This window comes from bacterium (assembly GCA_030693205.1).
GTDB lineage: Bacteria > Patescibacteriota > Minisyncoccia > JAHIHE01 > JAHIHE01 > JAHILZ01.
Genome location: JAUYBG010000006.1, coordinates 109,741 through 131,021, shown reverse-complemented (window position 1 = coordinate 131,021; position 21,281 = coordinate 109,741). Strand labels below are relative to the sequence as shown.

General features: G+C 39.8%; 16 protein-coding genes and 3 tRNA genes. 14 read left to right on the top strand and 5 right to left on the bottom strand.

Annotated elements, in window-relative coordinates; translation table 11 throughout:
* The first annotated feature begins 1 nt into the window (after position 1).
* Positions 2-571 carry a hypothetical protein gene (locus Q8N37_01525; GenBank protein MDP3057184.1) on the top strand — a complete coding sequence of 190 codons (570 nt, stop codon included), beginning with the start codon at positions 2-4 and terminating at the stop codon, positions 569-571.
* Between the two features lie 86 nt (positions 572-657).
* Here Q8N37_01525 and Q8N37_01520 read toward each other — a convergent pair.
* From Q8N37_01520 to Q8N37_01510, 3 genes are all read right to left on the bottom strand, one after another.
* A tRNA-Asp gene (locus Q8N37_01520) sits at positions 658-732 on the bottom strand.
* Positions 733-781: 49 nt separating this feature from the next.
* Positions 782-855: transfer RNA gene (locus Q8N37_01515), tRNA-Met, on the bottom strand.
* Positions 856-944: 89 nt separating this feature from the next.
* A tRNA-Met gene (locus Q8N37_01510) sits at positions 945-1,016 on the bottom strand.
* A gap of 183 nt (positions 1,017-1,199) precedes the next feature.
* Here Q8N37_01510 and Q8N37_01505 point away from each other — a divergent pair.
* From Q8N37_01505 to Q8N37_01450, 12 genes are all read left to right on the top strand, one after another.
* A complete protein-coding gene (locus tag Q8N37_01505; GenBank protein MDP3057183.1) occupies positions 1,200-1,601 on the top strand; it encodes a hypothetical protein in 402 nt (133 codons plus the stop codon).
* On the top strand, positions 1,570-2,643 hold the full coding sequence (pheS, locus tag Q8N37_01500; GenBank protein ID MDP3057182.1) for a phenylalanine--tRNA ligase subunit alpha: 1,074 nt from the start codon (positions 1,570-1,572) through the stop codon (positions 2,641-2,643). The genes Q8N37_01505 and pheS overlap by 32 nt, the downstream gene beginning before the upstream one ends.
* A 211-nt stretch (positions 2,644-2,854) precedes the next feature.
* Positions 2,855-5,368 (top strand): phenylalanine--tRNA ligase subunit beta, encoded by a 2,514-nt coding sequence (gene pheT / locus Q8N37_01495; GenBank protein MDP3057181.1) that lies wholly within the window; start codon positions 2,855-2,857, stop codon positions 5,366-5,368.
* 116 nt (positions 5,369-5,484) lie between these two features.
* Complete coding sequence (locus tag Q8N37_01490) at positions 5,485-7,134, top strand: ABC-F family ATP-binding cassette domain-containing protein (GenBank protein ID MDP3057180.1); 1,650 nt, start codon at positions 5,485-5,487, stop codon at positions 7,132-7,134.
* Between the two features lie 9 nt (positions 7,135-7,143).
* The gene (gene gyrB / locus Q8N37_01485) at positions 7,144-9,210 is read left to right on the top strand and encodes a DNA topoisomerase (ATP-hydrolyzing) subunit B (protein ID MDP3057179.1); all 2,067 of its coding nucleotides are present in this window, start codon (positions 7,144-7,146) and stop codon (positions 9,208-9,210) included.
* 57 nt (positions 9,211-9,267) lie between these two features.
* Positions 9,268-10,119, top strand: coding sequence for a DNA damage-inducible protein D (gene dinD / locus Q8N37_01480; protein MDP3057178.1), 852 nt, complete (start codon positions 9,268-9,270; stop codon positions 10,117-10,119).
* 26 nt (positions 10,120-10,145) lie between these two features.
* Positions 10,146-10,703 (top strand): hypothetical protein, encoded by a 558-nt coding sequence (locus Q8N37_01475; GenBank protein MDP3057177.1) that lies wholly within the window; start codon positions 10,146-10,148, stop codon positions 10,701-10,703.
* Between the two features lie 109 nt (positions 10,704-10,812).
* Positions 10,813-11,379 carry a SprT family zinc-dependent metalloprotease gene (locus Q8N37_01470; GenBank protein ID MDP3057176.1) on the top strand — a complete coding sequence of 189 codons (567 nt, stop codon included), beginning with the start codon at positions 10,813-10,815 and terminating at the stop codon, positions 11,377-11,379.
* A 383-nt stretch (positions 11,380-11,762) separates the two neighbouring features.
* Positions 11,763-13,727 carry an excinuclease ABC subunit UvrB gene (gene uvrB, locus Q8N37_01465; protein MDP3057175.1) on the top strand — a complete coding sequence of 655 codons (1,965 nt, stop codon included), beginning with the start codon at positions 11,763-11,765 and terminating at the stop codon, positions 13,725-13,727.
* Positions 13,728-13,942: 215 nt separating this feature from the next.
* The gene (gene rplJ / locus Q8N37_01460; GenBank protein MDP3057174.1) at positions 13,943-14,473 is read left to right on the top strand and encodes a 50S ribosomal protein L10; all 531 of its coding nucleotides are present in this window, start codon (positions 13,943-13,945) and stop codon (positions 14,471-14,473) included.
* A gap of 184 nt (positions 14,474-14,657) precedes the next feature.
* Entirely contained in the window at positions 14,658-15,071 is a 414-nt protein-coding gene (rplL, locus tag Q8N37_01455) for a 50S ribosomal protein L7/L12 (protein ID MDP3057173.1), read from the top strand.
* A 125-nt stretch (positions 15,072-15,196) separates the two neighbouring features.
* The gene (locus tag Q8N37_01450; GenBank protein ID MDP3057172.1) at positions 15,197-15,829 is read left to right on the top strand and encodes a hypothetical protein; all 633 of its coding nucleotides are present in this window, start codon (positions 15,197-15,199) and stop codon (positions 15,827-15,829) included.
* Positions 15,830-16,088: 259 nt separating this feature from the next.
* On the opposite strand, the gene Q8N37_01445 is transcribed toward Q8N37_01450, so the two are convergent.
* Entirely contained in the window at positions 16,089-16,661 is a 573-nt protein-coding gene (locus Q8N37_01445) for a hypothetical protein (protein MDP3057171.1), read from the bottom strand.
* Between the two features lie 343 nt (positions 16,662-17,004).
* Here Q8N37_01445 and Q8N37_01440 point away from each other — a divergent pair, with 343 nt between their 5' ends.
* A complete protein-coding gene (locus Q8N37_01440; protein MDP3057170.1) occupies positions 17,005-18,807 on the top strand; it encodes a NosD domain-containing protein in 1,803 nt (600 codons plus the stop codon).
* A gap of 124 nt (positions 18,808-18,931) precedes the next feature.
* Here the strand turns inward: Q8N37_01440 and Q8N37_01435 are convergent, their stop codons facing one another.
* Positions 18,932-21,205 (bottom strand): hypothetical protein, encoded by a 2,274-nt coding sequence (locus Q8N37_01435; GenBank protein MDP3057169.1) that lies wholly within the window; start codon positions 21,203-21,205, stop codon positions 18,932-18,934.
* Positions 21,206-21,281 lie beyond the last annotated feature (76 nt).

Here is a 21,281-nt window from a genome sequence, read left to right as displayed (position 1 = left end):
TATGTTTTTACTACAAGTAGCCGCTATTACCGCCAACGATTTTGCTTCCGCGACAAACATGGTTTCATCTTTGCAAACATCCCCTTTTGCTTTGAAGGTTTATTATTTTTTTAAAATCATTTTAATTATTTATAGCTTTGTTTTGCTGGTGGCGATCATTTTGATCGTATCCGCCGCCAGGCCTAAAAAAACCGCCTTGGAAGTCAAGGCAGGCATCGAGAATATCATAGGCCAAGGAAAAGGCGAAGAAAGAAAAATTACAATTAGCGGCTGGAGTGAAATCGCTAAATTAGTTCAAGCGGGGCAGGAATCGAGCTGGCGTTTGGCGGTTATCGAGGCTGATAAGTTTTTTGACGAAGTGTTAAGGCGTCTGGGTTATAGCGGAGAAACTTTTAACGAGAGATTAAATCAGGTTCATCCGAGCGAAATTCAAAATATAAACGATGTCTGGAACGCGCATCGAGTGAGAAATTCTTTGTCGCATGATGTAAATTTCAAGCTTTCCGAAGGAGAAGCGAAAAAAGCGGTTGCCGCTTTCGAGAGGGCGATGGAAGACCTGGAAGTTATGTAGGAATATTTTCGCAAATAATAAAAAGCGCCAAAAGCGCTTTTTATTATGATTTATAAAATTCAATAAATTTTTCATTCCAATCAAAGCGGACCGTGCGGGATTTGAACCCGCGGTCTTCTCCGTGACAGGGAGACGTGTTAACCGGGCTACACCAACGGTCCGCCTTGCGCGGAATAATCAGGTTTTAAAATTTCAAATCAATGATTTTTGTGCCGGGAGAGAGAATCGAACTCTCGACCTTGGGCTTATGAGTCCCACGCTCTAACCGGCTGAGCTATCCCGGCCTAATCAATTCATAATCAATAACCCATAACTTATAACAAAAAATTTTTTATCGTTATTAGTTATATGTTATGAGTTATGGGTTTGATAGTTGCGGGGGCTGGATTCGAACCAGCGTCCTCAAGGTTATGGGCCTTGCGAGCTGCCGCTGCTCTACCCCGCGATAAAAACACTCTAAAAGTATACAGTTTAAATGGATTTTTGGCAAGTATTTGCAAGTATTTTCCCTTGCCTTTTGATGAAAAATAGTGTAAAATATAAGTAAGTAAAAGGCTGTCTTTTTATTCATATAAAAAGAAACGTTTATTTAAAAAAGAATTTTTGACCATTAGTTTAGGCTATTTTTATGACTATTCGGAGTTTTTTGGTTGGAATAGCGATTTCAACTTTAATTTGTTTTATAGCCTGGTTCGCGGTGATCGCGCTCAGCGATCCGGCCGGCGCCGGGATAGGCGGTTTATTTCTTTTTTATTTCAGTCTTTTTTTGTGGCTTTCCGGATTTTTAGTTTTGATCGGTTTTTATTCCAGAACTATTTTTTCTCCCCAAAAAATGCCTTTTAATGTTCTATCCAATTCGGTGCGCCAGGCGATCATTTTCGCGCTGGCGATCGATACCCTGCTAATTCTTAAAAGTCTGCAGATGCTGAACTTGGTTAACGTGATTTTATTGATCATTTTCGTAATATTTATCGAAGCATATTATTTAAGCTCCAATCATGAGTATAATAGAAGAAATCGAAAAAATTAAATCATTCGCCTTGGAAGAAATTTCCAAAGCGCAGGAAATAAACGGATTGGAAAATCTGCGGGTTAAGTATTTGGGCCGCAATGGTGATTTGACGCATATTCTCAGAAGTCTCGAAAAATATCCGCTGAGCGACAGAAAAAACATCGGCAAGCTTGCTAATGAGATCAGGTTGATATTAGAGAAACAGATGAATGAAAAGAAAAAATATTTGGAAAATCTCAAATACGGGAAAATACTTGAAAGCGAAAAGCTTGACGTAACCGCTTCGGTAAATAAAATTTCTGCCGGGCATTTGCACCCGATCACTCAAACTTTAAAAAAAGCGGAAAAAATATTTTCTTTTCTCGGTTTTGAGATCGTGGAGGGTCCGGAGATAGAAACCGAGTTTTACAATTTTGACGCGTTGAATATTCCTGCCAGCCATCCGGCGAGGGATATGTGGGATACGTTCTGGTTGCGCGGCAACCATGAAATCCCAAATCCCAAATCCCAAATCCCAAACAAATCAGAAAGATTATTGATGCGGACTCATACTTCGCCGATGCAAGTAAGATATATGCAAAAAAATAAACCGCCTTTCAGGATTATTGTTCCAGGCAGGGTTTTCCGCCATGAAGCGACAGACGCGCGGCACGCATCGACTTTTTTTCAGCTGGAAGGATTGATGGTGGGAGAGGATATAAATATAGCCAATATTAAAAGTGTTTTTGAAACATTCTTTAGTAATTTTTTTGAGGCTGATGTGAAAATAAGATTACGGCCGAGCTATTTTCCTTTTGTCGAGCCCGGACTGGAAGGAGATGTCAGTTGCATGATCTGCCAGGGAAAAGGCTGCCGGCTTTGCAAAGGAACCGGATGGCTTGAGATTTTTGGCGCGGGAATGGTCAATCAAAAAGTTTTTACCGCCGCCGGATATCCGAAAAATAAATATCAAGGGTTTGCTTTTGGTTTTGGTTTGGATCGGTTTCCGATGATGCTGCATGGCATTGATGACATTAGATTATTTCACAGCGGCGATTTGAGATTTTTGAAACAGTTTTAGTTAGTAGCTAAAATAAAGTTAAAGCAATGTTTAAATTTTATTTAAAGACGCTCGGACGGTACCATATTTTTTAAAAAGCTTAGTCACACCTCGCTCTAATTTTAGCTCTTCAAAAGAATAAATAAAAATACTTGTTTATTTGAGTCGCTAAAATGAGCTTTAAATAAAATTTAAACATTGCTTTAACAGAAGAGTTAAAATATTAAGATCTATGAAATTTTCCTATAATTGGCTGAAAGAATACGTTGACATCAAAGAATCGCCGGAAAAACTGGCTGAAGTTTTGACAATGCATTCTTTTGAAGCGGAAGGGGTTGAAAAGATGGATAAAGGTCTGGAAAAGGTTATTGTTGGCAAGGTCTTAGAAATCAAAAAACACCCTAATGCCGATAGATTGACGGTTGCAACGGTAAACACGGGCAAGAAAGTTTTAGAGATAGTCTGCGGCGCTCCCAATGTGGCGGCAGGGCAAAAAGTAGCCGTGGCATTAGTTGGCGCGGAACTCCCCAATGGCATAAAAATTGAAGAGCGGGAGGTGAGGGGAGTAAAATCTTATGGTATGATCTGCGCGGAGGACGAGTTAGGTCTGGGCGTTAATCACGCGGGAATTTTTGTTTTGCCTGCCTCGACTAGCGCGAGTCTAGGCGGGCCTGCCTCGCCGGTAGGCGGGCCGGAGGAGGCTAAGATCGGAATGTCCGTTGCTCGTTTTTTGAATTTAGAAGATACGCTTATAGATCTGAATATTTTGCCTGACAGAGCTCATGATGCTTTGAGTTATTGGGGCATCGCTCAGGAAATTGCGGCTGTGCTTGCCAGGAAGACGAAAAAAGGGATCTATGATGGCGCTAAGAGTGAATTCGCGGAAAATAAAAAAGAAAGCGTAAAAAAAATAATTGACGTGAATATACAGGATAAAAAATTATGCCGCCGCTATTCAGCCAGAGTGATTAAAAATGTATTGGTGGCGCCCGCGCCGCTTTGGATCCAAAATAAGCTGAAATTGTCATCCATCAGGCCAATCAATAATTTGGTGGATATCGCCAATTTGGTGATGCTGGAAACAGGGCAACCTTTGCATATATTTGATTTTGACAAAATTGAATCGAAAAAAATCATTGTGCGGAAGGCGAAAAAAGGCGAGAAAATATCGGCACTGGACGGAAAAGAATATATATTGAACGAGAACAATCTGGTTATTGCCGATATTAAAAAACCGCTGGCTATTGCCGGAATTATGGGCGGGGAATATTCCAGTGTAACAAATAAAACAAAAAATATTGTGATCGAAGCGGCGAGTTTTGATCCTGTGAATATTCGGCAATCTTCGAGATCCTTAGGGTTAGTTTCAGATTCTTCTTATCGTTTTGAGCGGGAAATGGACAGGAATTTGACATTGATAGCGTTAAACAGAGCAGCTGAATTGATCCAGGAAATTTCCGGCGGCGAGGTTATGCGCGGCGTGATCGATGCTTATCACGCGAAAACCAGGCCGATAAAAATAAAGCTTGAGCTACTCGCGGTGGAGAAACTTTTGGGCGTTAAAATTCCCGCGGAAAACATTATCAAAATTTTAAATGATCTGGGATTAAAAGCGCGAAAAATTAAAAAAGAAACTTTGGAAATTATCGTGCCGACTAGAAGATTGGATATTACGGGGCCGATAGAAGTAATTCGCGAGATAGGCAGGATCTATGGCTACCAGAAGATTGTTCCGGCGCCGCCGAAAGTGGATTTATTTTTGCCGGAAATAAATTTGGCCGTAAGCTATCGGAACAAGATGAAAAACGCGCTGATCGCCAATGGTTTTACCGAAACATATAACGATTCATTTATCGGAGAAAAAGATCTATCCAACGCGGGTACGGGCAGTAAGCATCATTTGGAGCTGGCCAACCCTCTTAATCCGGAGCATAAATATTTACGCTTGAGCCTGATTCCCTCCGTCCTGAATAATATATCGGATAATAGCCGGACTTTGGCGGATGAAAAAATAAAAATTTTTGAACTGGGAAAAGTTTATTATCGAAATTATATGGGCAATAATACTTGCGCTCTTGATGGATCGTTTGCGCCGGGCGCGAGCGGCGTTGACGAAAAATTTATGCTGACCGGGGTAATTTATGATAAAAATTCCAAAGAGCTGTTCTATCAAACAAAAGAAACAGTGGAATTGCTATTGAATTTTTTGGGAATAAAAAACGCCGTATATTCTTCTGTCTCGGAGCAATGCGCGCATATGCCGGTTTGGCATTTGGGACGGACTGCATTTTTATCAGTTAACGGGAGCGTTGTCGGTATTATGGGCGAAATAGATCCGAGAATAAGAGAAAATTTTAAAATCGAAGGAAGAGTCGGATTGTTCAATCTGGATTTTAAAAAGATCGCGGCGATCGCCGCCGCCGAAAAAATTACTTATAAGAAATTTTCTAAATTTCCGGGCGTTAAGCTGGATATTGCCGTATTGGCGCCGAAAAACATTTTATGGAGTCAGATCGAAAAAGCGGTTTATGGCGCGGGAAGCGGATTGGTCAGGAATATTGAATTGTTCGATATTTACGAAGGAAAAAACATTATTACCGATAATTTAGCCGGCAAGAGAAGTCTGGCTTTCCATATTGTTTTTCAGTCGCCGGAAAAAACCCTGAAAGACGAAGAAGTAAAGAAAGTTATGGATAAAATAATCGCGGAATTAAAAAATAAACTCGGCGTAAGCCTGAGAGTATAAGAGCGAATATGACTTTTAGACAATATTATAAAATTTTAACTGATTGTCTCGAGGGTTGATAGAGATAAGAAAGCGATAGTTGCGCGGTAATTTTTTATTTGGTTAATTTTTTATTTATGTTGAAAAGTGATATTGAAGTTAATTATGAATATATTGATGAACCATTGGTGATATTGAACGACATCTCAATGAAGTTTTTGGGACAGGAAGTTTTTTCCGATGTCGAGATGGTGGTGAATAGCGGAGATAGGATTGCGATAATCGGTCCGAATGGCGCGGGAAAAAGCACTTTGCTTAAAATAATCATCGGATTGTTCCAGCCGGATAGCGGGTCTGTTGCCAGATATCGAGATATTCGTTTTGGCTATTTGCCGCAAGAAACGCACTGGGATTCTTTGGATAATGAAATATTGAAAGAAGCAAAAACCGCCGATTCCAAGATTTGCGATCTGATAAATAAAAAGAAAGAATACGAAGCGCTGATCGCGAACACGAAAAGAAAAGATTTGAAAGCAAAAGTTGCCGAGTATGGCGCAGTGAGCCATTTATACGAATCGAGCAAGGGTTATGAATATGAAAGGCAGGTGGAAGAAACCTTGAAAAAATTCAATTTTCCTGAAAAAGACTGGAAAAGAAAAGTTAAATCTCTAAGCGGCGGAGAACGCACTCGCCTGGCATTGGCAAAAATTATTTTATGCCGGCCGAATATCCTGATTTTGGACGAACCGACCAATCATCTTGATTTGGAAACAATCGAATGGCTGGAAAGTTTTTTAGCTGAATGGCAGATGGCGCTGATCGTAGTTTCCCATGATCATCAGTTCTTGGATAAGATATGCGACAAGACCTATGAGCTTAATAAAACCGGAATTGAAAAATATTTCTGTAATTATTCGGAGTATCTGATTCAGAAAGCGGAAAATCTCAAGAAACAAGAGGAAGCTTTTAAGAGGCAAGAAAAATATTTATCTCAGCAGTCAGAATTTATTGAGCGATTCAGATATAAAGCTACAAAAACAAGGCAAGTGCACAGCAGGATTAAATTACTTGATAAGATGGAAAAAATAGAAGATCCCGAAACGGCGAAGAAAAAAATTAAAGTCAAGCTGAAAGATTCGGAAGGATTGCCGGCAAAAGTTTTGGAAATTGAAGATCTGATGGTTGGGGCAAAAGATATGCCATTATTGACAATGGAAGGAGTTTGGGAGGTTGAAAAGAACGATAAGATTGGTATAATCGGGCCGAACGGCGCGGGAAAATCGACGCTTCTGAAAACGCTGGTTTATAAAGAAAAAGCCCTGGAAGGAAAAATAAAGTTTTTTGGAAATACTAAAATAGGTTACTATGCTCAAGCGCACGAAGAGCTTGATCCTGATAAGAATATTTTGGATGAAGTGCGGTCGAAAACCGAAGTCGCCGATGGGGCGATCCGGAGTATTCTTGGTTCTTTGCTTTTTTCCGGGGAAGATGCTTTTAAACTGGTTGGGGCTTTGAGCGGAGGCGAGCGGGCCAGAGTGGCAATTGCCGAATTGATCCTGAATAATTCCAATATTCTTTTGCTTGATGAACCGACCAATCATTTGGACCTGGCCAGCAAAGACGCGGTGGCGGAGGTTCTGAAAAATTTTAAAGGTCCGATCATTATGGTTTCTCATGACAGGCATGTTCTGAATAAAGTCGTTAATATCATTTGGGAGGTCGGGAACAACGAAGTCAAGAAATATCTTGGAAATTACGAAGATTATAAGTATAAGTTAAAACATTAATTAAAAACTATGGTAAACAGTAAAAATGAAAAAGCGGCAGCGAATAAAGGCGAATATACCGCCAAACAGATCCAGGTTTTGGAAGGTCTTGAACCTGTCCGAAAGCGCCCCGGTATGTATATCGGCGGAACCAGCTTGGAAGGGTTGCATCATTTGGTCTGGGAAGTTGTCGATAATTCCATTGATGAGGCGATGGCCGGATACGCTAAAAATATTATCGTTGAATTATTGCCCGGCAATCAGGTGAGAGTGGCGGATGATGGACGCGGCATTCCCGTGGATAAGCACGCTCAGACCAAAAAATCAGCCTTGGAAACTGTTATGACCATGCTTCACGCCGGCGGAAAATTCGGCGGAGAAGGGTATAAAGTTTCCGGAGGTTTGCATGGAGTCGGCGTATCGGTAGTTAACGCGTTGAGCTCATGGCTCCGGGTGGAAGTAAAACGCAACGATAAGATCTACGCTCAGGAATATAAAAAAGGCAAGCCGTCTTTTGAGGTGAAAGTGGTTGGTAAGGTGGAAAAAGATGAAACCGGAACAACGGTGATCTTTGAGCCTGATTCGGAAATTTTTCCTGAGATAAAATTTGATTATAATAAGATATTGTCTCATCTTCGCCAGCAGGCATATCTGACCAAGGGAGTGCATATCAGCGTCTTCGACAGGAGAGAAGTAGCCGTTGGGAAAAAAGTAACGGAAGAAGCTCCTGATTTATCTTACGCGCATTCGTTCTATTTCGAGGGAGGCGTGCGCACTTATGTCCGATATCTTAACAGCGGGAAAAAAGTCATTCATCCGACAGTTTTTTATTACGAGAAAAGCGGCGAGGATACTTCTTGCGAGATCGCTTTCCAGTACAATGAGCATTTTAATGAAAATATTTATACTTTCGCCAACACCATTTATACCGTTGACGGGGGAACTCATTTGGTGGGTTTTAAATCGGCTTTGACGCGCGCGGTAAATGATTACGCCAGAGCGCAAAGCTACTTAAAAGAAAAGGATGAAAATCTTACTTCTGATGATATGAAGGAAGGTTTGACTGCGGTAGTTTCCGTGAAATTGAGAGAACCGCAATTTGAAGGCCAGACCAAGGCAAAACTGGGAAACGTTGAAATTAAATCATTCGTAAGCTCGGTGTGCCTGGAAGGATTAAAAGATTTTTTCGATACTCATCCGGCAGATGCCAAGGAAATTATCGGCAAGGGTTTGCTTTCTGCTCGGGCACGCATGGCGGCTAGAGCGGCTCGAGATTCAGTCATCAGAAAGGGTTTGCTGGAAGGTTTGGCATTGCCGGGAAAATTAGCCGATTGTTCGGAACGCGATGCGACAAAAAGCGAAATATTCATCGTTGAAGGAGATTCCGCAGGCGGCTCGGCTAAGCAAGGGCGCGACAGGAGATTTCAGGCGATCTTGCCTTTGCGGGGGAAAATTTTGAATGTCGAGCGTGCCAGAATAGATAAAATGATCGCCAACAATGAAGTTAAGTCTTTGATCATCGCTTTGGGCACGGGAATCGGCGACCAATTCGATATCAAAAATCTTCGTTACGGAAAAGTCGTGATTATGACCGATGCCGATGTTGATGGAGCGCATATTCGGACGTTGCTTCTGACGCTTTTTTATCGGCATTTCAATGGTTTGGTAGGCGCAGGCAATATTTTTATCGCTCAACCGCCGCTTTATCGGGTCAGCCACGGCAAGACTTTTCGCTATGCTTATTCCGATGAAGAGAAAGACAAGCATATTAAGGATCTTTTAAGCGAGAAAAAAGCAAAAGGCGAAAAAGCGGAAGTGGTGGAAACGGAAACCGATGTGCCGGAAGCTGCGGAAGAAAACGAAAAAGACGTAATAAAGGGAATTTCGATTCAGCGGTACAAAGGTTTGGGAGAAATGAACCCCGCGCAGCTTTGGGATACCACTATGGATCCGGCCAAGCGTTTTATGAGAAAAGTGACGGTTGAGGACGCGGCGGCGGCGGATCAGGTTTTTGATATCTTGATGGGATCGGAGGTGGAACCTCGCAAAAAATTCATCCAAACTCATGCCAAAGCGGTCAAGAATTTGGATGTATAGTTTTTTGAAAATATTAAAGAAGGGATTTTGTTTTTAACAAAAAATCATCATAGAGTCATGGAAAAACAACTAATTGTTAGGTTGCATAAAAATTTTGAAGATTGCGCTCATGAAAAAGACGGGGTGGAGTTTTGGTATGCTCGTGAACTGCAAGGATTATTGGGTTATGACAAATGGAGCAATTTTGAAAATGTTATCAATAAAGCAAAAACAGCTTGTGAAACCGCTAAGCAAAAGGTTTCCGATCATTTTGCCGACGCCGGCAAAACGATACCGATGCCTAAAGGAGCTAGCAAAGAAATAGCCGATATTATGTTAACTCGCTACGCCTGTTATCTTATAGCTCAGAATGGTGATCCACGAAAAGATGAGATTGCTTTTGCTATGACTTATTTTGCCGTCCAAACCAGAAAACAGGAAATCGTGGAACAGCGTTTGGCGCAATGGGAGCGAGTGCACGCCAGAGAGAAACTTTCAATTTCTGAAAAGGAACTTTCTGGGGTTTTATTTGAGCGTGGTGTTGACGGCCAAGGATTTGCTAGAATTCGCAGCAAAGGCGATCAAGCTTTGTTTGGCGGATACAATACTCAAGAGATGAAAAAGAAACTCGGCATACCGGATAAACGGCCGCTGGCGGATTTTTTGCCGAGCGTTACTATAAAAGCTAAAGATCTGGCTACTGAAATTACCAGTTTTAATTTAAAGAAAGACCAAGCGCTTAAAGGCGAAACGCCAATTACTTCGGAGCATGTAAAGAATAATAAAAATATGCGGGATATGCTTGTTAAAAGCGGTATTCGTCCGGAAGCTTTGCCGCCGGAAGAGGATACAAAAAAACTTGAGCGAAAATTAAAGTCGGAAGACAAAAAATTACCCAAAGCGGTTAAGAAATTGAAAGAGGAAAATTAAATTTTTGAAGATTAGGAGATAAAAATATGAGATTATTTTTCTTAAAAAATTTATTTTCCGATAGTGTAAAAACAATAAAGGGATCGTTGACTGTTTCATGCGGCATGAGAGAAAATCTTATAAAACTGTTAAGACATTTTGAAGAAGAAAGTGGTTTTCAAAACTCTTATGCCGATAATTTTGGAGATCTGCTATGTGATTATTCAGTTGAAGAATATCTTGATTTTCCAAATTATAGACTAATTACAAGGCGTTATAATGAAAAATATCCATTGCTTAAACATAGAGGTCAAACTCCTGTAATCCTAAGTAATAGTATAAGAGCGGAATTAAAAAGAATGGAAATGGATGGTTTTTTAATGATAAGTACACAAGAAGCTATTAAATACGCTTACGCAGATAGTAAATATGGACCTGATTATGATGAAGGTGTTAGCTTTACTTCCGAAAGCATTATATTGACAACCAAAGGAAAGAGTGGTTGGATATATTTTTTAGAGGATGCTAAAAAAAATCCTTTTGCTACATTACTATCAATTGCTGCTATTATTATTTCTATATTTGCATTATTTTTACGAAAGTAATAAGTGTTACGTAAATATTATCTTTTGTAGTAAAAAATTAAATTTAAGATTTTTGAAGTTTAGGGAGAAAATAATATTTTTTCCGAGAACTGTTATCGGATATATTTTTATGAAAAAATATATTGAACTTCGCGGCGAAAAGATAGAGTATATTTTAAAAATAAGCGTTCGCGCGAGAAGAATAAGATTCGCGATCTATGGCGGCGGGAGATTTGTGGTGACTGTGCCGCGCAAATTCAGAGAATCAGATCTGGAAAGATTTATGCGCGAGAAAGCGGGTTGGATTTTGGAAAAAACCGCCGAGTTTAAGGATTTTAAAAAACCTTTATCTTTTCCAAACGAAAGGCATGCTTATCTGACCCATCGCCAGACAGCCTTGGAGATGGTGCGAAAGCGTTTGGAATATTATAATAATATTTATAATTTTGCTTTTAATAAAATTCGGGTAAAAAGCCAGCAAACTTGCTGGGGAAGCTGTTCAAGAAGGAAAAATCTTAATTTTAATTTTAAGCTGGCGTTTCTTCCCGAACACATAGTTGATTATGTCGTGGTGCATGAATTATGCCATTTGGGAGAAATGAATCATTCGAAAAATTTTTGGAATTTAGTCGCGAAAACAATTCCGGATTATTTGCGAATTAGGAAAGAATTAAGGCGGCATAGTTTAGGGTGTTGACTTTCGGTTGATTTTGGTTTAGGATTTGGGATAAGGAGGAAAAAATGACAGTAGATGCATCATTAATTTTAATAGCCGTTATTATAATCGCAATATTGACCATTGTGGCTATAATATTACTCTGTATATTTGTTAGCAGAATGAATAGAAAAAAAGCGAAACCGATAATACCAAGCAGCGATTTTGACAGGGGACATTAAACCCCTTCTTTTTTTGCCAAAGTTCGCCAAAATGCTACAATAAAACTAGTAAATACTTTCATTTGTCATTGCGAGGAGCCGAAGCGACGAAGCAATCTATAGTCGAGTTTTGAGATTGCTTCGCCCTGAATACAGGGCTTGCAATGACAGAAAAAAAGCGAATTTGCAATAACAGAGAATATTATGCATAAATTTAAAATACAATCCAAATTCAAACCCAAGGGTGATCAGCCTAAGGCAATAAAACAGCTTATTGATGGGGTGAAGAAAAAATATCGGCATCAGACATTATTGGGTGTGACCGGTTCAGGCAAGACTTTTACTGTTGCCAATGTAATTGCGGCCGTTCAGCGACCGACGCTCGTGATCGCGCCGAATAAGACTTTGGCCGCCCAGTTGACTAGCGAGTTTCGCGAATTTTTTCCGGCTAATGCCGTGGAATATTTTGTCAGTTATTACGATTATTATCAGCCGGAGGCGTATATTGCTTCCAGTGACACATATATTGAAAAAGAAGCGGAGATAAACAAAGAAATTGACCGATTGCGCCATCGCGCCACTTCAGCGTTGATGAGCCGCCGCGACGTGATAATTTGCGCCACGGTTTCTTGTATTTACGGTTTAGGTTCGCCCGGGAGCTATAAGGATTTTGTGACGCAGTTTGCGGTCGGACAGATCATCGGGCGAGATGATATTATTGAGAATCTCGTAAAATTGCATTATGTCCGCTCCGTGGTTTTGAAGCGGAGCGTGTTTCGCGCCCAAGGCAATATTATCGAGATTATGCCGCCGTCGGATGATTGGATAATTCATATTGAGCTTGACGGCGATCGAATAAAAAAAATCCAGATCCTCAATGAATTAAACCGGAATATTATTCAAAACCCAAAGCACGTTGATATTTTTCCGGCCAAGCATTTTGTCGTGCCGGAACCGATAATGGGAGAGGCGCTTGATAAAATTGAAAGCGAGCTGGAAGATCGCCTCGGTTATTTTAAAAAACATAATAAATTTTTGGAAGAGGAAAGATTGCGGCGCCGGACTCGCTATGACTTGGAAATGATGCGCCAGATCGGCTATTGCAACGGCATTGAAAATTATTCGCGGTTTCTGACCGGCCGCGCGGCAGGCGAGGCGCCTTATACGCTGATGGATTATTTTCCTAAGGATCTATTGATTGTGATCGATGAATCGCACATTACGATTCCCCAGCTGGGAGGCATGTATGAAGGCGATAGATCGCGGAAAACTAATTTGGTGGAATATGGATTTCGGCTGCCTTCGGCGATCGATAATCGCCCGTTGAGATTTGCTGAATTTGAAAGCAAGGTCAATCAGGCGATTTATACGACCGCGACTCCCGGAAAATACGAGCTGAAAAATTCCACTCAAGTCGTGGAACAGATCATCCGGCCTACCGGATTAATTGATCCGGAAGTTGTCATCCGTCCGGCACAAGGCCAAATAAAAGATCTGCTAAAAGAAATTGAAAAAGTGGTGGCGCGCAAAGAAAGAGTTTTAGTGACGACTCTGACCAAGCGGATGAGCGAAGATCTGACCGAGCATCTTGTCGAGCTTGGAATAAAATCCAGATATTTGCATTCCGAGGTTTCCACGCTTGATCGAATAGTGATCCTGGAGGATCTGCGAAAAGGAAAATTCGATGTTTTGGTGGGTGTTAATCTTTTGCGGGAAGGCCTTGATCTGCCCGAAGTGTCATTGATCGGGATCTTGGACGCGGACAAGGAAGGATTTTTGCGTTCGGAAACTTCGCTTATCCAGACGATGGGCCGCGCGGCGCGCCATATCCGGGGACGAGTAGTTCTTTACGCGGATCGAGTTACCGGTTCGATGAAGCGGGCGATCAGTGAAACTAATCGCCGGCGCGAGATCCAGAAAGAATATAATACGGCGCACCATATCACTCCGGCTTCGGTCGAAAAATCCATCAAATCGATCATTGATCACGAGTTAAAGCCGGAGGTCGCGCCGGAATTCATTAATATCGAGCATTTGGAAGACATTGACGGATATGTGAAGATAAAAGAAAAAGAAATGCGCGAGGCGGCGAAAGATCTCGAGTTTGAAAAAGCGGCGCTGATTCGGGATGAGATTATGCAGTTAAAGAGATTACAGCTGAAAAGTTGATATTGCAGGCGAAAAATCACATAAGGCTTGACATAATTTTATATAGTAGTATACTTAATTTATCAAAAATAAAGTTATCCACAGACAACAGGCGAATGGCTTTAAAGCCCGAATAAGACCTGTCGAGGATGAAAAAACTGAAATATTCGTATTTTAGTTATTCAAACAAATTCTGTGGACGGCACAGATTTTTTTAATTTAAATTAATAAAATTTATGGCATCATTATTGCGGCAAAAAAAAGAAGATGAAGTAAAAAAACTTAAAGAAAAACTTGCCAAGATCAAAGCGGCGGTTTTTATAAGCTATAAAGGTTTGACAGTGGCGAACGCGGAAAAATTAAGAAGAGCGCTGCGAGCCGAGAAATCCGAATATAAAGTGGCTAAAAAAACTTTATTGGACGTGGCTATCAAAGAAGCCGGATTGCCTGAGACGAAGATCAGCGAGATGGAAGGGCAGATCGGCGTCGCGCTCGATTATGAAGGGGAAACTGGAGCATTAAAAGTGGTCGACCAGATGATAAAAAGCGGAGTTACGGCGCTGAAAATTGTCGGGGGTATTATTGAAGGGAAGATTTTTAACGCTATCGATATTAAACTATTGGCCGGATTGCCGGGCAAGAAGGAATTAAGAGGCCAGGTGGTAAATGTCATTGCTTCGCCCTTGACCGGATTTGTAAGAGTGTTGAACGGAAATGTAGTTGGTTTGATCAATGTTTTAAAAGCAAAATCCGAATTAAAAAATTAAAACAGAATTATCTTGTTTGGAAAAATAAGATAAAGAAGAGAAACTAAACGATCAAAGCAGTCCCGTAGCATCCGCTTGATGGCGGATTGGTACCGGGACGCAGAGCGAAAAAAGCAATAAATAATTGCGAACAGCGAAGTTAATTAATAAATTTTAATAAATTAATAAAATAAATAATAAAAATATGGCAGAAGAAACAAAAAAAGAAGAAGCAGTTGTAGTTCCGGCGAAATTCGCGGATCTGGTTGAAAAAATCGAGAAGTTAAGCGTTCTTGATTTGGCGGAATTAGTGAAAGTTTTGGAGAAAAAATTCGGCGTATCCGCCCAAGCTCCGGTAATGATGGGCGCAATGCCTGCCGCCGCTGGCGCTGCCGCCGCTGAAGAAAAGACCGAATTCAATGTTGAATTAAAAGCCGCTGGCGATCAAAAAATTGCCGTGATCAAAGTGGTCAGGGAAGTTACCGGCAAGGGCTTGAAAGATGCCAAAGATCTGGTTGATGCCGCTCCAAAAATGATCAAAGAAAAAGCTTCAAAAGTTGAAGCTGAAGAGATCAAGAAAAAATTGGAAGCCGCTGGCGCAACCGTAGAATTAAAATAAGAACAAGAGCAATTTATGCTTAAAAACTCTACAGATTTATCTGTGGAGTTTTTGCGTATTAGACGTAGTGGTTGTAAGCTTTGCGTTTTTATGTTAGAATGAAAATATAATTGTTAAAATAATTTATGGCTGAAAATAAATCATCATCTTCAAAATCACTTTTAATTTTTGTCATTGTTTTGTTTGCTCTTATTGCGGCGTTGTGTATAAATATCTATATCTATTATCCACTTAAAAATTATCCGCTGGGTACGGTTCAACCGACGGTAGAACCAACGCCTGTTGTTAATATTTCGGACTGGAAGACTTATGGGAACGAAGAATATGGGTTTGAAATAAAATATTCTCAGAATCCTGAATGGGTAGCTGAAGAAGCTAAAATAATAAATCCAGAAGCAATAAAACCTATTATAAGTCTAATTAATTTTTTCCCTAAAAATAAAGTTTATTTGTTAGAAGAAAGCAGAGTAGATCCAATTGCAATAATAGTAAGCAGTGGGTCACTCGAAGATTACTATAAAGTATATCCAAAATCGAAGAACACAATAGAGAAAAAAGTTTTGATTAATGATTTGTCATTTATTCGTCAAGTGGATGAAAAATGGGGGGGTACTTCTTTTGCAGTTGAGTACCCAAAACAAAACTTTTCCTTTATAATAACTAGTCGTATTAATGCATTGGCTCTTGGTGTCTCTGAAAAAAAATTATTGGAAGATACTTTTAATCAAATGCTCTCTACTTTTAAATTTATAGAATAGATTTAAAATTTAGACTTAGAATAATTTTCCAAAAAGCGAGTAAAATCTCGCTTTTTAATTTGCTTTTTACAATAACAAACTCTTGACAAATACTCCATTTCCTTTAATATTACCAACGGAGGAAAAATAACACAGTACCTTCAAAATCGAATAAATTTGCCTTAAGGCAGGAGAAAAAGTGATCAGAAATGAAATAAATCAAACAGAAATGTAAAATTAATTTAAAAAAACAACCCGCGAAAGGTTGTTTTTTCTATTATTATTTGTTTAAAAATTTAAAAGTAGAAATAATTGTTTCAAACAAATTTGCGATCTCTTTTTCACCAAAATAACTGATATGTACCCATCGTTTTTCGTCTAGAATAACAACGTAATCTGTATAAGAAGTATTTTCGATTATACCTCCCTCGCCCTGCGGATTATTGGTATAATATTTATCCGCCTTTTTATCGCCGATATTTACTGTACCAACAAATTTTGCAAGATTAGGAATATAGTTTTCTGGTCTTGGCGGTATTGTATCGCTAGCATTAGAAATTTGTAGATATTCTATATTGTTTGGTGCATAGATAATAAAAACATTAGGAACAGGCTGTTCAGTTTTTAAATTCTCAGGATAATTAATTTCAAATCCATATTGATTATTGGTGTAAGTCTTCCAGTTTGATATATCAGTCTCGGGAGTAGTTAATAATATCGAAGAAGCATTTGGAGTGGGAGTTAAACTGACAGGTGTCTTTTTTCCACTTTCATATACAGCTACAGTGTAAAGTAGTATAGCTAAAATTATTCCGGCTAGAAGTAAAGTTTTTTCAGTAATAGATAATTTCATATGAATTTTAATTTATTTATTTTAACATTATAAAATTACCATAAATAATCTTTTAAGTCAAACTATTGCTATAATAACTATGTGTGCAAATTATTGACAAATTAGCTAAGATATACTAATCTACATAGGTTCACTTTAAACAAAAAGTGATAAAAAGGAGCTAAAATGCACACTAAAATTGAGAATAAAAAAAACGAGGAATCTAACAGATTTCCAAGGTATCGATAGAGAAATAAAAAACAATATAGGAGAAAAGTGATCAGAAATGAAAGAAAAAATTAGAAATACAGTAAGTGCAGTGCTTGTATCTGGAATAATAGTAATACTATTTTCCAGCATAGCAATGGCAGCAAATAACACCTTTCAATATCCACTTGATATACCGTGGAACGAATCACGTGGCTTTGGTTTAAACTGGTGGATAAATAACTGGGATGGAAATGGATCTAGCGGTTACCATTTGGGCGTAGACATACCCGCAGATCCACTTATACAAGTTAAAGCCGCTTCCGATGGTATTGTCATATTTGCCGGTCCAAAGAAAGGGTATGGAAATGTAGTTATAATCAAACACCCAAATAGTGACGTAACTACTCTCTATGGCCATTTAGGTAAAGGTCTTAATGTAAGCAATAAAGATTCTGTAAGTAAAGGACAAATAATTGGATATATTGGAAATAGTTCAGAAAATGGTGGGTGGTTATTTACACACTTACATTTTGGTATCCGCAAGGGATTAGATTCTATAAATGCTAATGTTTGCGGTAATTGGCCATATGTAGGGTACTCGCAACCATGTAAAAAATTTACTCATGAACAACAGGTTGATACATGGTATAATCCATCAGCGTTTATTAATGAACACCTATTACCACCAATTCCACCAAAACAAAAACTCACAGTTCTCTCTCCCAACGGCGGAGAAAACTGGCCAGCTGGAAGCGAGCAAAAGATCCAGTGGAAGTATACAGGAAAGCAGACAACTTCGGTAAAAATTGAACTTCAAAAAGGTTCTTCTTCCTTGTTCACCGAACTCATTGCCTTTTTTGTCCCGACAGACTATAACGGCGATGGCTCGTATCTTTGGACTATTCCTGCCACTCATGAGACAGGAACAGACTACAGGATAGTTGTTACCAGTATGGAGAACTCAAAACGTACCGATGCTAGCGATGGATATTTTACTATCAGCGCGCCAGCACCGCCTCCAACACCGACCCCAACACCCACGCCAACACCAGCACCCACCGGACCTGTGCATAATGTCAATAAAAATACTGACTACACAAGTATTCAGGTAGCCATCAACGATGCAAGTATTGGAGACGAGATTGATGTTTACAGCGGCACGTATTATGAAAACGTAAATGTAAATAAGCAGTTAATACTGAAAGGAATTGGAAATCCTGTCATAGATGCCAATAGTAACGGAAGCGCGATTACGCTTTCTGCCGATGGAATCACTCTGAAAGGCTTTAAAATGATCAAGGCTAATATAGGAATTAGGGTTACTTCTGATAACAACAGATTAAGCGATAATGAAGCCAACCTTAATGCCTACTTCGGCATATCTCTGTATTATACCAATAATAATACGCTGATAAACAACAAAGCCTCGAATAATTACTTCGGTATCAGTATGGTATCTTCCAGCAATAATATGCTAATTGGCAACAATATTAGCGCGAACAATGCCCACGGTATTCTGACGGAAGACGGAAACAATAACAATACTCTGATTGACAACAATGTCAGCTCGAATAATTTTGATGGTATATTCCTGCACTCTTCCAACAACAACACTCTGACTGGCAACAATGTATCAAACAACTATCGTAACGGCATCTATCTGTGGCAGTCCAGCAATAACAACACATTGAATGGCAACAGCGCCTCGAATAACAGCTATGGGATCGTTTTGGAAGCTTCTGTCTACAACAAAGTTTACCAAAATAATCTTGTTAACAATAGTCTCAATTGTTACGACACAGGCAGCAATCAGTGGGACAATGGCACTGTAGGCAACTATTATTCAGACTACACAGGCATAGACTTGAATGGCGACGGCATAGGTGATATCCCGTATCCAATACCCGGAGGCAGCAATAGAGACAGATACCCGCTGATGAATCCATATACTGGCTAAATGGCAAAGTTAGAAATTCACGAAGGTGAAAAATAGAAAAGCAATTAATAAAATTAAACATAAATAAAACCGGATTTAGTGAGTCTAAATTCCGGTTATTTTTTATTAAAAAATTTAATTTTGATTATAGCGCGATTTCATACACCGAAGTGCCGTTCAGGACATAGATATCTTTTTCCGCCGGGCTGATCGCGATATCGGTTAAATTGTCGAATTTATCGCTGACAAATTGTTTTACCACTTTTCCGGTTTTGGCGATCACCACCACCCGCTTATTTTTCGGATCGAGTATATAAAGATTCATTGCTCCGATTTCCGTGGCTATTTTCGTAGCTTCATTGAGCGGTATGAAAAGGTCGGGAGTTGAAAAATCATTTTTTGATCCTTTGGTCAATCTTACGATCGGATCGATATTGTTGTTTTGCAGGACATAGATATCGCCATCTATCGCCAGGGATACCGGATTGATAAGCAGTGGATTTTTTTCCGTTCCTTTCGTCCATTTTTCTCCAATCGTAAAGCCCGCGGCAATCGAGCGGTGCCTGTAAATTTCATTATCGTTTTTGCTAAGGGCGTAAAGGCTGGAGTTTTGTTTATAAAACGCAATGCCGGCTATATCGCTTTCTTTTTCGGCGAACTTAATTGATAATTTTTTAATATCGCTTTTTGAAGGTTCGTAAGAGGCGGTTCCCGGCAGATCGGTGAAGAAAACTATTTCAGCATTGGCTATTATAGAGATCTTAAGATGCCCGATGTCTTTGGAATTTACCGCCATGATCTCGCCGGTTTTCAGAGCGAGGTCGTATTTATAGATAGCGTTGTTGGCGGAATTGAATGAATATAATTTTTTCCCGAGCCAAACAAGGCCGTCAGTGCGGATATTTTTGGAACGGGCGGCAAAATCAAAAATTTTAGAGATGCCGTTCAGCCTGGTGATCCCTTCCGCTTTATCCATTTGTTTCAGCGCGTTTTCTTTTATCGCTCGCGCTTCATTTACAAAATAACCCGACTGGATGATTTTTTCGGAAGTGGATAAAGCGGTTCTGACAAAGCCGATAGTTTTATCTTTTCCCTGGTAAATTTCATTCGCTTGGGCAATTTCAGCGTCTTTCTGGGCTTTTTTGGCAGTTTCAAGAAGCGCGGAAAAAGTGCGGATATTATTTTCTTCTTTTTTCTTATCGTTATAAAGAGAAACGCTAAAAACGGCCCCGGCCACGATGATTAGGGCGGCGGTAATTATTATTTTATTTCTAAGAGAGAGGTTCTTGATATATCGGGGAGTGGCGCTGCTGATTTTTTCTCTGGCGGTATCCGACACGCTTCCTATTGTTTCGATGATCGCTGCGAATAAGGAAACAGACCTGATGAAATTACCGATTTTCGTTAAAAGATAATTTATCAAGGCGCTTATTTTCGGCCCCAAGAAAGAATAAATGTAAATTATAATTTTTCGAACAAGAAAGTAGAAAAAAATGATTATTTTTTTGATACTTTCAACGACGAACTTGACCGTTTTTGCCGCCCTTCTGATCTTCTGGCTTACCGGCATTTCCATTTCTTGCAAGTTCAGCTCGTTGATCACTTCTTCGACCCGGTCATTGTCTCCCGGGAATTTCGGAGAGAATTTTTGCGTCTCGCGGAGATCCAATTCCTGCCTCGGGTTTATTCCCAGATTTTCGAGATTCGGTTCCGTTAGTATTTTTATGAAATTGATGCCCGTCGAAGACGCCTTTTTTTTGACTTCCAGAAATATTATCGCGACGTTTATATTTTTACCCAGATTGGATTCTATTTTTTCTTCAAAAAATTCATTCACTCCTTCGCCGAAAATTTTTCTGATCTTCAGTTCGGTGGCGATATTTTTGAACTCCGACGTGGCCAATACTATTTTATCGCCTTCGCTGATCTGTCCGCTGGCAATATTGGAAAAAGTTTTAAGCGGATGGGGTTTCGGATCGCTGACCAGATCCAGTCCGATATTGATCACATTTTTGTCTCGAAGAAGAAAAGTTTGCGCGAGTCCCGTCTGGCTGAAATAGAGAGTGTCGTTTTTCAATACGGCAATGACTATGTGCAAATTGCCGATCCATTCAATATTGCCTTGTTCGGCAAAATCCGCCAGCACTTCGTTCGTCTTGCTCAAGCTTTGCTCCAGGCTTTCGATAGGAGAGCGGCTGGTATTGGAATAATATTCTTTTCTTATCGTGGAAACCAGGAGGTTTATAAGATATTCCGAGTTTGAAGGGATTTTAGCGATTTCGCCGGTAATATATAGATTGCCCAGGTTTTGTTCTTCGATATTTTCCGGTTCAAAAACGCAGGTATCCAAAAAAGCCCTGGATCTTTCGTTCTTTGGCGCGATAGTCAGCTCTACGGTTTTGATTTCTATATTTGACATAAGGCGTTATTGCTAATATAATAACATCATACATTATTATACAGTTTTTGGGGCTATTAAGCAAACACGGCTATGT